The following is a 14,455-nucleotide window of genomic DNA, read 5'->3' on the forward strand; positions in this document are numbered from 1 at the left end:
GAGGAGGAATCATGAGTATATTTGACAATGGCCATGAGGTGGAAACCCTAACGATTAAGGAGCTGATTGAGCATCGCTTGGGTAAAGTTAAGCCACGCCTTTGGCTACCCCCCATTCAGCGTTCCATGGTCTGGACCAATGCCCAGATCATCAACTACTGGGACAGCCTGCTGCGCGGTTATCCGCCGGGATTGATGATGGTGCATCGGGTGGACGGCAGTGCTGGTGAGGCAGCTAAGCATGGGGCGGATGCGGAGGGGAAAATCCAGGCCGGAGAAGTTTCCGCGAATGATTTGCAACTCTTCGACGGTCAACAACGAATGGCGACGATTTTGCTCGGGCTGGGATTGGGGCAGCTGCAGGGTACGCACAAACTCTGGGTGGATCTGGGTCAAGAGCCGAAGCAGCATGCGGATACCCGCTTCCAATTGCGTATCTCTACGATTGGCCAACCTTTCGGCTATGCAAGGGATTATCCCAATAATAAGTTCCGGCTGGATGAGCGCCGAGAGGCCTGGAAGAACGTCGCTGGAGACAACTACGCTGACAAACTCGCTGCGGACAATTTGTTTTTAAACGATGATCGTAAAGCTCCCTTGATCGAAGGGGTGTGTCCGGTTTTGCTTAAGAAAATATGGGAGTTGCATAAGGCTGACAGCAATACCGCTTTGGCTGAGAAGCTGGCGATACTGCCAGGTGCGGACAAAGGACGGGCTGAGGAGTTTGCGAAAGCCTTTGAAACAGCTGTTAAGAGCTCAGTTATCCTACAATTGGTAGGTCCGGATGTCGTGGGTAACGAGTCTTCATACGTCCGTTTTTTCAGCCGACTAGGACAGGGCGGCACGCGCTTATCTGATGACGAGCTGAGCTACTCCATGATCAAGGCCCGTTACCCCGAAATTCGCGAGAAGATGAACGGAATCATGGTCAATCGGGTTGCAGGACGATTGGCAAGCGAGGTGGAACTGGTGCTTGCGATCCTGCGCGTAGCAAAATTGTTAAAGCCTTGGAAGGACGCCAGTGATTGGGAAAAGACCGGGCGGCCAAATCCAAACCTTGTTTCGAAGCTCGATAAGAATACGGAGGAGGAATTCAAGCGATTGCTGGGGTTGGCGTCCGATGATTTCGGCTTGCTAATGATATTGAAGAAATTGCGAACAGGGCTAATATATTCTAAAGAGAACTCAAAGGGCTTTCCGGCAATGCTCATCGCCCGATTGCCCCATCAACTACTGGATTTACTGATCCTGTTCGCTGCGCTTAATGCGGAGGGTGATTGGCCGGGTAATGGGGACGCACGGGATCATCTGATTGCCTTTTGCCTCTATTGGCTGCTATACGTTGGTTATCCAGACAAGGCGGCGGATCTTGTCTATAGAAAATTCCTCGAGAAGGAAGATCAGACTCTGGACCGCCGGTTTTTTAGTGGTTTGATCCATGATTTCGAGGATGCCGGAATCTGTTCCGTTGTCGCTACCCTGCCAGAGTTTGAGCGTATCAGGGAGAAAGCGAACGAGCCGCCCGACGGCATGTTGCTTCGCCCATGGGCCGAGCGTTTTGGTGGTGCGGCGGTTATGGATAAGGATCACGAGCGGAAACCCGGCGAGGCCCTGCGAAACATTTCGACCAATCGCAAGCTGATTAGTCATGCCCTGATGTGGTTACAACGGGATTATCTGAGCAGAAAGTATCCAATGTTCGATCCGACCTCTGGACGGGACGAGGATCTGCCTGTGGACCTAGATCATTTAATTCCGCAGAAGCGGTTTCGTTTCCATTGGACTTCTTGGCAGTCATACATTAACGAAGAAGTTAAAGATAGCAACTACTGGAATCATCGGGATACAATTGGGCACTCGCTCGGGAATTTTCGCTGGCTGGATGCCTCCGAGAATCGAAGTCGACATTACGACGAGATAGAAGATGGGGCGAAAGATGATTTCCTGATAGAAGATATTGACGCATGGAATACTCTGATTCGGAAACAGAACACGGAGAAGCGATGGGATAAGGCAGATATTCAGTATTTGCAAACCTTGATCGACATGCGCACCCTTTTTCTGTGTGAGAAAATTCTGGATGAAGGGGGAATATGGGCGATATCTGAAGGAGACGTCAAAGCCTTGTCAGAGTAGAGTCGAATGAAATTTATGGGGCTGCCGGCCTGGCAAGGCCGCGTGTTCTAGCGGGTGAGAGTCCTGACCGGGTAATCGTGAGCCGCGAGTTCGGTATCAAGCCTTGTTGTGTCAAATTAAATCCAGTTCATTGGAATCGGAAAGGAAGCCGTGGAATCGGATTGTGTTACCCAGTTGCTGAGGGCGACCTAATTTCTAAGAGAGGCGGCTAACAAACACGCTCTGTAGCGAACCTGCGTGCATATTTTCGCAAGGCTATGTATGAAGCCAGGTGTAGTGAGTGTGCAGGCCGCGTGAATGAGTCCCGCAACGGTAGTTGTTGTGGTCCATGAGGATAACCGCGCGCAAGCACGGTAAAGCCGACGAATTCAAGGCACCGTAAGGCTGTGGTCTTTGGCGCGTTAAGGTAAGCGGCGAAGACACCACCGAGATCTCCGAGCGGGGCATGTAGACACAAGGGTAGCCTGGGAACTTGAGAGGGCCGTCATCTTCTTTGTGGTGGACACCGGTGAGGCAGGCCGGAGAAGAACAGGGCCAGTGCGGCCTGGCAAGGCCGCGTGTTCTAGCGGGTGAGAGTCCCGCCCGGGTAATCGTGAGCCGCGAGCCCGGTATCAAGCCTTGCGGCGTGAAGGGTAACTGACGCGTCGATGCGTAGGCATGAAAGCAGGCGAGGTGCAAAGGTAACGGGTGATGCCGACCCTGAAGGCGTAGAGCCCCGAAAATTTCGTTGGAGAGCGCCGACGGGTTTGGCCCCCCGGCAGGCAACACTGCATGTCGCGTCATGGTCAGCGGCATGGAGGCTCCCCGGGGTCCGAGGCCGTGTCGAGCCTGACATTGAGAGTGCGTGGTAACCAGGGAGATCCGTGCATCGGTCTGCGGGAAGCGGGCACCGGCGAATGTCAAGTCCCGGCTTATTGTTTGCCCAGTCCACTGCCGTGGAATCTGCTTTGCGTGGGCAATCGAGCTAAGGCGGGTTTTCGCTAGCTGCGCTCGGCTCGCTTTCTTTCTGCAGCTCCCGGATCATCATGGCTGCAATCCGGTAGGCGTCCTGGATCATACGAAGCCGCCTCTTTTCGTGGGCTAATGCTGTCCAGTTTTTGTGGCTTGGCCGGTTTTGATAGAAGGCGAGCAGGAGTCCCTCGGCGACATGGACGGCGGTCTGGTTGACGCGTTCGTCGTCTGTCTTTTGTTCGTCAAGATCAAGCGCGAAGCGGGCCGCGCTGCGGACTAAACGGTCGGCGTTGAATTGTTTTCCGGTTAGGGTTTGTCTCAGGAAGAATACTGAAAGCAGGGTCTTCAAGATCCGTGCGGAAACCTCGTCTGCAATGTTCATTTGGAATTCTCTGGTTGTGGGCCTGTTTTGGTTAGGCGGATCGAGCCTGTCATGGCTGGGAGCAGAGTTTTTTCCCTGCCTTGTAATCGAACAATAGTCGATCTGTGCGACACGCCATGACGTGTAGAACCTTTCGGCCCCGCGTGCCGGCTATCGAGCGAGCCCGTGAGCACCCCGAAGTAGTGAAGAGCGGCTTCGACAATCGCTTCGGCATGGCGATTGGCGTTGGATTTTTGTCAACGGATAAACGCCACCTCGTAGCTCAAAGCACTCACGTCAAACTCTGTCCTATACTCATGCCATCATTTGGTCATGAGAATTTCCGGCATGAGTGCGACCCACCAGGAGCGCATTGAGCGCTTGCAAGCCCTGTTCGCTCGAATCTCGCCACCCCAGACGGCGCCGGAGCGCTGCGTCGATGTTGGGCGGCTCGAGCGGCTGTTGGGGGATGAATACGGCACTGATGCCTCCGCGGCTGCGCGGCGGCGCCGGCTGCAGCGGGATCTGACCGAGCTGATTCGCGACGAGCGCATCGTTGCGGTCAACCCCGGTGGCAAGCCGTTGCGTTATCGCCGGCGGGCCGAGGTGGGGGATGATGATCCGAACGTGATCGCCTATACCCGCCAGTTGATTGACCAAACGGTGACCGACCTGGTGCCCAAGGGGCGGCTCGAGGCGCTGTGGCGCAAGCTGGTGGTGTCCGACCTGGTGCCGGCACTGGATGATCAGCGCCTGCGGATTCTGTCCGCCGAGCAGCGGCTGATTCCGGCGAAGGTGCGCCCGGCGATTCTGAGCACCGTCATCAGCGGCGTGGCCGAGCAGCGCGTCCTGAAAGTGAAATATCGCAAAGCCTCAAGCGAGCTCAGCACCCCGCGCTTGCATCCGCAAGCCCTGGTGCAGCGCGGACCCGTGATCTACCTGGTGGCGCTCAAGAATGACGAGCCCTCGCGTGTGCAGTTCTATGCCCTGCATCGCATGGTGAGCGTCGAGCTGACCGAGGACGCGGCCCGCGCGGCCGACGGGTTCGACCTGGACCGGGCGATTGTGGAGGGCCTGGTGGACTTCGGCCGTGGGGAGGCCATCGCCTTGGAACTGCGCGTGCGCGGCTACCTGACCGACGTGTTGGAAGCCTGCCCATTGGCCGAAGAACAGCTTACCCTGCCCGAGCCGGATGACAGCGACTTCGATCTGCGGCTGCACGCGACTGTTCCCTCGAGCGGCGCGCTGTTGCGCTGGCTGCTGGCGGGCGGGGACAATCTGGAGGTGGTGGCGCCGGACGGGATGCGGCGCAATGTGGCCGCGCAGATCAACAAGGCATCGGCGCTTTACGCGGATGTGCTTTAATGCCCGGTCATTCCAGGGCGCGCGGCGGCCAAGCCCCCGACGCCAACACGTCAGCCGACAGGTCCGTTGAGTCAGCGGAGGCCAAGCCCATGCTTCGGGTCCATCATTCCAACCGGCTTGAGCAGCTGATTGATGTCCTGGCCACGCAGGAGGACGCTGCTGGCAAGGACCCTTTCGCGCGCGAGGTCATTGTCGTGCCCAACCAGGGCATGGCGCGCTGGGTGTCGCAGCAGCTGGCGATGCGCCGGGGCATCGCGGCCAACATCGACTACCCGCTGCCGGCGAGCTTCTTCTGGCGGATGCTCACGAGCTGGCTGCCAGAGGCCCCTGAACAAGACGCCTACGGGCAGGGTGCCCTGACTTGGCGGATTTTTCGGCTCTTGCCCGAGATGATCGCCGCACCGGCCTTTGCCGATCTGAAGCGCTACCTGGACGCGGACTCATCCGACCTGCGCCGCTTCGAGCTGGCCGCGCAATTGGCGAGCCTGTTCGACCAATACCTCATTTACCGCCATGATCTGTGTCTGGATTTCGAGCGCGGATGAGGATAGGAAATCCAAACCACCCTGGGGATCCAGTACGCGTGTCAGTGCGGATATTATCGGTCGATGAGAACGAGGTCAACGGCGGAAACACGCCTGCTCGCCCGTTTTGAGGGGCGCAGGACGGACTTGGTTGCGTGTTTTGAGCGAAGTTGGGCGCGGGCGGGCGAACTGAAGACAAACGCCCTTGGCGCCTTGTCTGGTGGGAAAAGGCGTGGCTACCAAGCGACGCGTTGATCGAACTCGAACTCCGGCTCGGGTTGAGCAAAGTCATCCCAGTCCGGTGCTGGCTCGGGCGCATCATCCCAGGCGGGTGGTCCGCGCGCGGGAGCGATGGGCGGAGGACGAGGGGGTTCGCCGATATGGGTGAGAATCTGCCCAATGGGCGCGGCCTCGGTGATGAATGCGATCAGGCGCATGTCCGCGCCACAATTGGGGCAAGTCAGCGGCAGCGACTCGAACAGACGGGCCAGTAGCATGACCCAGAGATAGCGTGCCGGTGAGCGAGGAGGCGCGGCTGGCTTGGTGGTGGCAACCTCGGGAGTCTCGTGCGGCTCATCACTGAGATCCCGCCCATACGCGGTCGCCTCGGCACGCCACGGCGAATTGGGGGCCAGCACCCCATGGTAGCGATGGCGATGACGCCGTGGAGGTGGAATCAGCGCCGCGAGATGGTCGATAAACTCAAGCGGCGTGAGCGTCAACACTGTCGTGCCATCGCGCAGCGGTTTGGGCAACCGATAGATCACCCGTTCGCCATCGATCAGCTCCAGACGTTCAAGGGCAAAGGGCGGGCGTGCACAATAACGCAACAAGCGCTCCAGTCCGGCACGATCTTGGGCAGCGATGCGTACCTCGGCATCAAGGGAAAATCCGCTGTTGTCCCAAGCGAGCATCTCGCGCACATCGTTTGGCTCAATCAACCCGTGGCGGGCAAACCAGCGTAGCACCCGCACGCGTACCCGTTCCGAGATGATAGCGAGATCGTCGGCGGTCAGCTCCGCGGCGGGGTGAAAATGCAGGGATTGTGAGACATCACCCTCCTGCTCAACCGGCTCGAAGACACCGTCGATGACACAACAGTGGCAGTGGACATGACGATTGAGAGACGAGCCAAACCGGTGGATAAAGCTCACCGCGCCAAAGCGCGCCTGGGCATTCGCGGAACTGCTTCTGCGCAAATGCGCCTCAATGACGCGCATGAGAATTTTGAGCACGGCGCTGAGCGCTCGCGGCTCGCGCTCCAGGTACCAGCGTAAGCGCTTGGGTACTGAAAGAACCCACTGGCGCACCGGCAGTGGCGGTATGACATGATCGACCAGATGGGCAGCTGTTTCAGCCATGCGTCGCGCGTTGCACGAAGGACATACCCCGCGCCCCTTGCAGGAGAACGCCACGAGAAAGTCATGACCACAGTCAGGGCAGCGTGCACGAGCAAAACCGAAGGCGAGAATGCCGCACTCCAGGTAGCGGCGAAACTCCCGCTCGACATAAGTCGGCACGCGCGGCGCGCCCCAATCCTCCTCTCTCGCGAGAGCGAGAAAAGACTCCAGATGCTGTTGCACGATCTGGTAGAGCGCGGTGTGCTCCGGACAGCGGCGACGATAGGCCACCATCGGGCGGTGTGATGCGGCGACGGCCATGATGGAGTGCTGGTGGAGCCACAGCAATGAACTGTATAAAAATACAGTATAGTCGTCATGCGAGGGTATTGGCGGGTGGGCGAGAAACACCGTCAGCCCCGACCAAAGGGTGAGCAGGCTGGTGAGAACCTTCTCGCGCCGAGTCCGACGGCGCGCCCATGCTGAAAAGCGAGAACGCGCGCCTGAACGGCTGGACCTTCGTCGACATCCGCGGCCGCGACCTCGGGCGCTGGATCGCGGAGGCCAAGCAGGTGGTGGCCGAGCAGGTCGCGCTGCCGCCCGGCTATTCGCTCACCTGGTCCGGCCAGTACGAGTAAATGCAACGCGCCCAGGAGCGCCTGACCATGGTGGTGCCGCTGACGCTGCTGATCATCTTCGTGCTGCTGTATCTGACCTTTGGCCGCGTATCAGAGGCGCTGTTAGTGATGCTGTCGCTTCCCTTCGCGCTGGTCGGTGGCCTGTGGTTGATCCATCTGCTCGACTACAACCTGTCGATTGCCGTCGCCGTCGGCTTCATCGCGCTCGCCGGCGTGGCGGTCGAGTTCGGCGTCATCATGCTGGTCTACCTCGACAACGCCCTGGCCGACGCCCGCCGCGCCGGAACTCTGGCGAGCGAGCAAGACCTGAAAGCCGCCATCGAGGAAGGCGCGGTGCTGCGCATTCGCCCCAAAGCCATGACGGTCGCGACCATCTTTGCGGGCCTGCTCCCCATCATGCTGCAAGGCGGGGTTGGCTCCGAGGTCATGCGCCCCATCGCCGCCCCCATGGTCGGCGGCATGGTCACCGCGCCGCTGTTGAGTCTGTTCGTGCTGCCGGCGATTTATTTGCTGTGGCGGCGGACTAGCACGAGGATGTGCGGGAGCGCACCGTCGCCACCCTATGCCGGCGCTTCGATGTCGACATGGAGCAGGCTCTGCGGGTCGAGCAAACCGCCTTGAAGCTCTACCAGCAGGTTGGCGACAAATGGAAGCTCAACCGACCGGAATATTGCGAAATGCTCGGCTGGGCCGCGCATCTGCACGAGATAGGCCTGGTCGTCTCCCACAGTCAGTACCAAAAACACGGCGCCTACCTGCTGCGCAATGCCGACCTGTCCGGCTTTACCCGTCAGGAGCAGACCGTGCTGGCCATGCTAGTGCTGGCCCATCGGCGCAAAGTCCCGCAGGAAGACTTTGCCAGCCTGCCCGAAAGCAAACAGGACTGCGCGCGCCGACTCTGCGTGCTGCTGCGCCTGGCAGTGCTCATCCACCGCGGCCGCTCAGCCACAACCAAACCCAACCCAGTGCTAAGCGCCGACAAGGCCGAACTGTCGCTCTGTTTCCCTGACGGCTGGCTAGGCGACCATCCGCTAACCCGCCTGGAGCTTGAGGAAGAATCCGAGCGCCTGAAACAAGTCGGCATTCACCTCCTGTTCTGCTGATGGCGACGACACGCCGAACGGCCAACGCTGGACAATCGACAAACAAAATCCTTGCACTGGGAACCAAACCAACCTTACCCTGTCTACCCAAGAACCAACGGGGGCGACATGGCTTCGACGTGGGTCGCAAAACCGGAGGTGCATGCCGAGGTGCGGGAGACCTCGTAAAACTATCCGCAAATCTATAGTTGCCAACGACGACAACTACGCTCTCGCTGCTTAATCCCAGCGGGCCTCACACCATCTCTTGCCTGTGGGCGGTGGATTCGTGGGGTAACTTCACACAGGATCGCGGCGCAGGGAGCCTGGACCTGATCCGCTAAAACCCAATTCGGGATCGCCGACTGATCGCCCTGTCCTTCGGGCGGCAGAAGGTTAAAAACAATAGAGTGGACTAAGCATGTAGGACCAAAGGCAGAGGGCTTGCGGACGCGGGTTCAATTCCCGCCGCCTCCACCAATTCGATTCCTAACAATAGCCAGCACCATCATGAAGCCCGCATTCTAGCGGGCTTTTTTATTTAACGTACTTTAACGCCACTTTACCTGCGCGGATAAAGCCAGATCGCACTGCCATCACAATGGATAACCTGCTTGGGCGAGCCGAAACGTCGGGCTATAACCCCAGCATCCAGCCGATCCAGTATCACGAAATCAGGCTGCACCGGCGCACCGGTATCGGCACGTTCTGCAAACCAACGCCGATTGTAATTCATGTGAAACGGTTGACCGACAGCGTTAATTTGGATGATGTGTAGCCGCCGATCACTCAGAAACAGCAAACGTTTGGCGTTCCAGTAATCGCCAAAACCGGTATCTCGTCCCTGTTCACGCAAACACTGTTCTAGCGCTATAGGCTGTTGCAGAGACTGGATATGCTCCCAGGCCGAGCTGATTGATACTGTGCCCAGCCCGAGTGTAGTAATGATCGCTCCAGTGGTTAACCCATACTGCCACTGCGGGCTGAGCTTGAGGACGCAGTGCACCACCCAAATAATCACCAGTACCGGAATAACCAATAAATAGCGCCATAAGGTCAAATCCCAATAAACGCCCAGCGCTAGCGGAGCCAGCAGTGCTGCGCTGATACTCCCCGCTAGAAACAACTCCAGATAAGCCGCTGGCGTCAGGGTTTGGCGGCGTAGCAATCGCAATATCATAATAGCCGCTCGTAGCGCAATTACCATGATCGCTACCAGCATTAGCATAAACCCGACATCACCCGCACTGACTACCGCCTGTAAGTCACTGATAAAGACTTGCAGCGATTTACTGGGCTCGATTCGATGCAGTTCCGGTTTGGTACTCCGCAGCAGATGCTCGACCAACATAGCGATGAGACCCGCACCGCTGATCCAAGCTATGGTGATTAAAGGTGGTCCGCTGCGCTGCGCCCAAGCGTGTAATAGCAATACCACACACGCTGGAGCGACAAACCACACCATGAACAACGCATCGGAGAATGTGGTAATCGCCCCAATAAGGGCCATGATCGCCGTTCCCGTCGCACTCGGTCGCTGTAAACATCGCATTAACAATCCACCGGCAACCAACGTCAACACAAGTGCGCCCGTATGGATATACGCTGTGCTGCCGGTCAGAAACAACCATGTTGTCATCGGAGTGGTCAGATCATGATGCGTAACACAGGCGGACACAACACTGATGGTCACCAGCAGCCAAGTACCGCGCAGCAGGGACGTATTGAGGCTTTGACGGAGCAGCCAGCTTCCCGCAATACTGTAAGCTAACAGCAAAATAACCGAGTACAACAACGGCAACACCCGATCACTACCAGGCACCCAAGCAACCAGTATCATAGCCAGCAGCCAATCGGGGAACACATACAAAGCCGGTGAGTGGTACCAATCAAGAATGGCTGCAGGATTAGCGAGAATATCTCGGGCAAGCATATACGGTTGTATGAGATCACTATGGCCAAATAAAGCGCTGTTAGCTTCAGTCGCCATATAGGTACTGAGTAACGCTATGGCCATCAGCACAGTGCTTAGCAGCCAGATGCTGAGTGTCCAGACAAAGTTGTCGTTTGCAGCCGATCGGTTCATAGCAAAAATTTGCTCCAAATTAATGTAAAATAGGGCCTTGATCATAAAGTGAGCCAAAACCGACTGAATTAGTCGGGCTTAAGCAGCAGAAGATTTGGCAGAACCCTCAGTTTCTCATACCCTTGGAGCGGGAAACTAACCTTGGATCGAGAAACATGGTTGAGGGCTCTGCCAAATCTGACTGTAGTGCAAATCCCGCTTCTGCGCCAGGTGCGGGTCGGGAGCGCCGGCTGTATCGCGCCGAAGTGCTCGCGCAGGCGACGCGGCTGCGCGAGGAAGGACAGCCGCAGCGCCAGCGAGCGGATACCCTTGGGGTGGCACGCGCGACCCTGCGGCGCTGGGAGGGCCAGGCGCCCGCGGATGCCGCCGCCGAGGCGGCCTTTTTCGCGAGCCCAGCGGGTATGGTGTTCCTTCACCGGCTGGTCGTCTCCGCCCACTGGTGCATCACCCTGCGCGCGGCCGGAGGTGTGCGCGTGGTCTGCGAGTTTCTTGAGTTGTGCGGGCTTTCTGAGGTTGTCGGAAGCTCCTATGGGAGTCAGCAAGGGTTGAATGCCGCGATCGAGCAACACCTTGTCGAGACCGCCGCCGAGCAACGCCGGGCGCTGGCAGCGCGGACATCCGCGCCCCGATTGGTCAGTCTGTGCGAGGACGAAACCTTTCATCCGGCCATCTGCCTGGTGGCACTTGAGCCGGTATCGGGCTTCATTGTGCTGGAGCATTACGCCAGTGATCGCACGGCGGCGACCTGGACCCAGGCACTCACCGCCGCCACCGCCGAGCTGAACTTGGAGGTCATCCAATCCACCAGTGACGAGGCTGCCGCCTTGCGCCGGCATGCCGAGGTCGATCTCAACGCCCAACATTCTCCGGACCTGTTTCATGTCCAGCATGAAGCGAGCAAAGCGACCGGCTTGGCACTGGCGCGCGCGGTGCGCGATGCCGATGCCCAGGTTAAGACCTGCGAACAAGCCCTGAGCGCGGCGCGCCAAGCCGAGCGCACCTATCATCACCATCCCCATGGTCCCGGGCGGCCACCGGACTTTACCCAACGCATCAGAACAGCAAGCCAAGGCTTGGGACAGGCCATGGCGGATCGCGATGGGGCCGAAGCGCGTCAGCAGCAAGCCGGTGGCTGTCTGCGTGAACTCTCTACGCTCTACCATCCCTATGATCTCGAGCAGGGCCAGGCGCAAACGCCAGAGCGATTGGGCGAGCGGCTCGAGGGGGTCTTTCAACGCCTTGCCGTGATCGCCGAGGAGGCCAAGCTCTCCGCGCGTGCTTGTGCCCATCTGGACAAAGCCAAGCGGGTCACCACCCACATGGTCGCGACCCTGGTGTTTTTCTTCACCACACTCCAGCAGCGGGTGGAGGCCTTGAATCTTCCCCCTGCGCTCGAACAGCTGATGCACGAGCAGCTCATCCCGGCGCGTTACCTTGAGCGGGTGGCCACCCGGCAATCCCGTGCCGAGGAACGCGATCGGCTCGAGGCCCTCAGTGAGCGCTTGCTCGCACCCCTGCGCGCGCCTGATCATCCATTCCAGCAGCTCGATGCGGCAACCCAGGCTACCCTAGAGCAGGTTGCCGGTGACTGTGCCGATGTGTTTCAACGCTCAAGCTCTGCAGTGGAGGGACGCAACGGCCAGCTCTCGCTGTTTCACCATGGGCGCCATCGCCTCAGCGAGCGCAAGCTCAGTGCTTTGACAGCGATTCACAATTTCCATATCCGCCGTTCGGACGAGACCACGGCGGCTGAACGGCTGTTTGGCTGCGCTCATCCCTCGCTGTTTGAAGAGGTGCTCAAGCGGACCCCGCTGCCACCGCCGGCGCGACGGCGACGTGCGAGGCGGTCAACGAAGGTCGCGCCGCTGGCGGCGCGGGCGGCTTGACGGGGGTGGCTCAGGTTATGATCAAGGCTTAAAATAGAATAGAAAAGTTGCAATGAATGACACAGCAATCGAAAATAAATGTGAATTTCAATGTCCATCATAAACGATTATCCTGAGCATTCAGTGCTACTGAGGCGCAGTGTGTACCGCCAATTCATCTTGTTTGCCCTGGTCGGTGCTGTAGCGACCACTGTGCATTATCTATTCATGGGCGGCTTGATTATTTTATCGGCTGTGCATCCAGTATCTGCTACCGTCGCCGGCTTTATTGCTGGAGCGCTAACCGGTTACCTACTCAATCGCCGGTTCACCTTTCGCAGTCGCTGCGCGCATCGCCAAGCATTGCAGCGCTATCTGCTGGTGGCAGGCAGTGGATTGAGCATCAACACATTGATCGTCGCCTTGGGTATTGCTGCTGGTCTACATTATGCCTTGGCGCAGGTTGGGGCGACAGTATTGGTTCTGTTTTGGAATTTTTGGGCTAACCGCTATTGGACATTTGGCAATGGTTGAAACAACTCAGCAACCCGCAATAGACACCAGTGCATTGACCTTGTCTGTGGTCGTACCGGTATACAACGAGTACGAGGTATTGCCAGAATTCCACCGCCGATTGCAAACGGTGCTGAGGGCATGCAGTGCCGACTACGAAATCCTCTACGTCAACGATGGCAGCAGCGACCCCTCGTTAGCCATTATCCAAGGTTTGCATAGCCAAGACCCCCATATAGCCTGGATTGATCTCAGCCGTAACTTTGGCAAGGAGATTGCCTTAACGGCTGGTTTGGATCATACGCATGGCGATGTGGTCATCGTGATCGATGCCGATCTACAAGACCCGCCGGAGTTAATCCCAGAACTGCTGGCCGTATGGCAACAAGGCTATGATGTTGTTTATGCCAAACGCAGCGAGCGCCAAGGAGAAACGTGGTTGAAACGTGCCACAGCTCGGGGTTTTTATTACCTGATGGGCAAACTCACCCACACCCACATTCCCCAAAACACTGGGGACTATCGTTTACTCAGCCGCCGCGCCGTTGACGCACTCGGTAGATTGCGTGAACACCACCGTTTTATGAAAGGCTTGTTTGCTTGGATTGGATTTCCGCAAAAAGAGGTCGTGTATCAACGCCATCCACGCCACGCCGGAGCGACTAAGTGGAACTACTGGAAGCTGTGGAATTTTGCCCTCGATGGTTTGACCTCCTTTAGCACGCTACCACTTAAACTGGCGTCCTATTTGGGATTTATTCTAGCGCTTTGTGCTTTTTTATTTGGTGCTTGGATTATTGTCAAAACCTTATTCTTTGGCGAACCTGTGCCCGGTTATCCTTCCTTGATGGTTGTGATTTTATTTCTCGGTGGGGTACAGTTGCTGTTTATTGGCGTTTTAGGTGAATACTTGGGGCGCATGTTTGATGAAACCAAACAGCGCCCTTTGTATTTTATCAATGCGTATCAACGGCGATCGGTTAGCGGTTGTACGCCCATAAACACATCCTCCGCCATGAGCCGATTACCCTCAGCGGTCGGATGCAACGGAACTAAAAACAGCGCCGCCGGCCCACCACCCTGATTCAGCGATAAACGATGATCAAGCACCGGCACGTTATGGGTCGCCGCGACTTCCTGAAGTGCGGCGCGGTAACGATTAGCCGTTGCTAAGAAAAATGGCTTGGTATAACGCACATGGAACTCATTCAACCCCTCCGGTGGCATTAACTCCGGGCTAAATGGTGGCTCGACAAAATGCACCGCCACCCCACGAGCTGCCGCCAGCTCCACCATCGCTTGCAGATTCTCCTGATAATGCGCCAGTGCTAAGGCGTTTAAACGATCCACCAAGTGCTCCTGATCGGGCGGGGCTTGTAAAATAATGGCGCGGACTAACGCCGAGTGTTGCATTAAGCGACTCAGCCACAGCGGCGGTTGCTGATACACCAACAGCGCCGGATACCAGTTCAGTACCGTGGAATACCACAGATCATTCCACAGAATATTAATCAGCACCGCATCCGGTGAGTGGTCGTCCAGGATCGCCTGTAGATAGGTAAGCGATCAGCGAACTACATCTACCCTGCCCGACC

Annotated in this window: 13 protein-coding genes and 1 other RNA gene; 10 read left to right on the forward strand and 4 right to left on the reverse strand. The window is 57.7% G+C overall.

The annotated features are described in order from the left end of the window. The first annotated feature begins 11 nt into the window (after nucleotides 1-11). A complete protein-coding gene (locus Thiofri_RS02300; protein WP_009150023.1) occupies nucleotides 12-2,135 on the forward strand; it encodes a DUF262 domain-containing protein in 2,124 nt (707 codons plus the stop codon). Nucleotides 2,136-3,099: 964 nt separating this feature from the next. Here the strand turns inward: Thiofri_RS02300 and Thiofri_RS02305 are convergent. After that, nucleotides 3,100-3,468 (reverse strand): hypothetical protein, encoded by a 369-nt coding sequence (locus Thiofri_RS02305; RefSeq protein WP_009150021.1) that lies wholly within the window; start codon nucleotides 3,466-3,468, stop codon nucleotides 3,100-3,102. A 327-nt stretch (nucleotides 3,469-3,795) separates the two neighbouring features. Between Thiofri_RS02305 and Thiofri_RS02310 the strand changes: the two genes are divergently transcribed. Then, nucleotides 3,796-4,812, forward strand: coding sequence for a helix-turn-helix transcriptional regulator (locus Thiofri_RS02310; RefSeq protein ID WP_009150020.1), 1,017 nt, complete (start codon nucleotides 3,796-3,798; stop codon nucleotides 4,810-4,812). An 89-nt stretch (nucleotides 4,813-4,901) separates the two neighbouring features. Then, nucleotides 4,902-5,357: an exodeoxyribonuclease V subunit gamma gene (locus tag Thiofri_RS02315; RefSeq protein WP_009150019.1), complete on the forward strand. Its 456-nt coding sequence runs from the start codon at nucleotides 4,902-4,904 to the stop codon at nucleotides 5,355-5,357. Between the two features lie 215 nt (nucleotides 5,358-5,572). On the opposite strand, the gene Thiofri_RS02320 is transcribed toward Thiofri_RS02315, so the two are convergent. Further along, a complete protein-coding gene (locus tag Thiofri_RS02320; RefSeq protein ID WP_323705829.1) occupies nucleotides 5,573-6,997 on the reverse strand; it encodes a transposase in 1,425 nt (474 codons plus the stop codon). Nucleotides 6,998-7,155: 158 nt separating this feature from the next. Between Thiofri_RS02320 and Thiofri_RS24945 the strand changes: the two genes are divergently transcribed. From Thiofri_RS24945 to ssrA, 4 genes are all read left to right on the forward strand, one after another. After that, nucleotides 7,156-7,314: a hypothetical protein gene (locus tag Thiofri_RS24945; RefSeq protein ID WP_453888873.1), complete on the forward strand. Its 159-nt coding sequence runs from the start codon at nucleotides 7,156-7,158 to the stop codon at nucleotides 7,312-7,314. A gap of 27 nt (nucleotides 7,315-7,341) precedes the next feature. Next, complete coding sequence (locus tag Thiofri_RS02325) at nucleotides 7,342-7,935, forward strand: efflux RND transporter permease subunit (RefSeq protein WP_456129289.1); 594 nt, start codon at nucleotides 7,342-7,344, stop codon at nucleotides 7,933-7,935. Beyond that, nucleotides 7,899-8,417, forward strand: coding sequence for a hypothetical protein (locus tag Thiofri_RS02330; RefSeq protein WP_051023931.1), 519 nt, complete (start codon nucleotides 7,899-7,901; stop codon nucleotides 8,415-8,417). The genes Thiofri_RS02325 and Thiofri_RS02330 overlap by 37 nt, the downstream gene beginning before the upstream one ends. A 99-nt stretch (nucleotides 8,418-8,516) precedes the next feature. Further along, nucleotides 8,517-8,876: a transfer-messenger RNA gene (gene ssrA, locus Thiofri_RS02335) on the forward strand. 82 nt (nucleotides 8,877-8,958) lie between these two features. On the opposite strand, the gene Thiofri_RS02340 is transcribed toward ssrA, so the two are convergent. Next, the gene (locus tag Thiofri_RS02340; protein WP_009150016.1) at nucleotides 8,959-10,527 is read right to left on the reverse strand and encodes a hypothetical protein; all 1,569 of its coding nucleotides are present in this window, start codon (nucleotides 10,525-10,527) and stop codon (nucleotides 8,959-8,961) included. A gap of 110 nt (nucleotides 10,528-10,637) precedes the next feature. On the opposite strand from Thiofri_RS02340, the gene Thiofri_RS02345 reads away from it, so the two are divergent. The 3 genes from Thiofri_RS02345 to Thiofri_RS02355 all read left to right on the forward strand — a co-directional run bounded on the left by Thiofri_RS02345 (nucleotide 10,638) and on the right by Thiofri_RS02355 (nucleotide 13,944). Next, nucleotides 10,638-12,368 carry a DUF6399 domain-containing protein gene (locus tag Thiofri_RS02345; protein ID WP_009150015.1) on the forward strand — a complete coding sequence of 577 codons (1,731 nt, stop codon included), beginning with the start codon at nucleotides 10,638-10,640 and terminating at the stop codon, nucleotides 12,366-12,368. Between the two features lie 90 nt (nucleotides 12,369-12,458). Beyond that, nucleotides 12,459-12,881 (forward strand): GtrA family protein, encoded by a 423-nt coding sequence (locus Thiofri_RS02350; RefSeq protein ID WP_009150014.1) that lies wholly within the window; start codon nucleotides 12,459-12,461, stop codon nucleotides 12,879-12,881. Further along, entirely contained in the window at nucleotides 12,874-13,944 is a 1,071-nt protein-coding gene (locus Thiofri_RS02355; protein ID WP_009150013.1) for a glycosyltransferase family 2 protein, read from the forward strand. Before Thiofri_RS02350 ends, Thiofri_RS02355 begins: the two co-directional genes overlap by 8 nt. On the opposite strand, the gene Thiofri_RS02360 is transcribed toward Thiofri_RS02355, so the two are convergent. Beyond that, nucleotides 13,827-14,378 (reverse strand): SGNH/GDSL hydrolase family protein, encoded by a 552-nt coding sequence (locus Thiofri_RS02360; RefSeq protein ID WP_009150012.1) that lies wholly within the window; start codon nucleotides 14,376-14,378, stop codon nucleotides 13,827-13,829. The genes Thiofri_RS02355 and Thiofri_RS02360 overlap by 118 nt on opposite strands. Nucleotides 14,379-14,455 lie beyond the last annotated feature (77 nt).

This window comes from Thiorhodovibrio frisius, assembly GCF_033954835.1.
Classification (GTDB): domain Bacteria; phylum Pseudomonadota; class Gammaproteobacteria; order Chromatiales; family Chromatiaceae; genus Thiorhodovibrio; species Thiorhodovibrio frisius.

What these genes read in the sequence shown, in the direction of transcription:
- Thiofri_RS02305 (WP_009150021.1), bottom strand. Translation starts at nt 3,468, where the DNA reads ATGAACATTGCAGACGAGGTTTCCGCACGGATCTTGAAGACCCTGCTT.
- Thiofri_RS02345 (WP_009150015.1), top strand. Translation starts at nt 10,638, where the DNA reads ATGGTTGAGGGCTCTGCCAAATCTGACTGTAGTGCAAATCCCGCTTCT.
- Thiofri_RS02355 (WP_009150013.1), top strand. Translation starts at nt 12,874, where the DNA reads ATGGTTGAAACAACTCAGCAACCCGCAATAGACACCAGTGCATTGACC.
- Thiofri_RS02320 (WP_323705829.1), bottom strand. Translation starts at nt 6,997, where the DNA reads ATGGCCGTCGCCGCATCACACCGCCCGATGGTGGCCTATCGTCGCCGC.
- Thiofri_RS02340 (WP_009150016.1), bottom strand. Translation starts at nt 10,527, where the DNA reads ATGATCAAGGCCCTATTTTACATTAATTTGGAGCAAATTTTTGCTATG.
- Thiofri_RS02315 (WP_009150019.1), top strand. Translation starts at nt 4,902, where the DNA reads ATGCTTCGGGTCCATCATTCCAACCGGCTTGAGCAGCTGATTGATGTC.
- Thiofri_RS24945 (WP_453888873.1), top strand. Translation starts at nt 7,156, where the DNA reads ATGCTGAAAAGCGAGAACGCGCGCCTGAACGGCTGGACCTTCGTCGAC.
- Thiofri_RS02350 (WP_009150014.1), top strand. Translation starts at nt 12,459, where the DNA reads ATGTCCATCATAAACGATTATCCTGAGCATTCAGTGCTACTGAGGCGC.
- Thiofri_RS02300 (WP_009150023.1), top strand. Translation starts at nt 12, where the DNA reads ATGAGTATATTTGACAATGGCCATGAGGTGGAAACCCTAACGATTAAG.
- Thiofri_RS02330 (WP_051023931.1), top strand. Translation starts at nt 7,899, where the DNA reads ATGGAGCAGGCTCTGCGGGTCGAGCAAACCGCCTTGAAGCTCTACCAG.
- Thiofri_RS02325 (WP_456129289.1), top strand. Translation starts at nt 7,342, where the DNA reads ATGGTGGTGCCGCTGACGCTGCTGATCATCTTCGTGCTGCTGTATCTG.
- Thiofri_RS02310 (WP_009150020.1), top strand. Translation starts at nt 3,796, where the DNA reads ATGAGTGCGACCCACCAGGAGCGCATTGAGCGCTTGCAAGCCCTGTTC.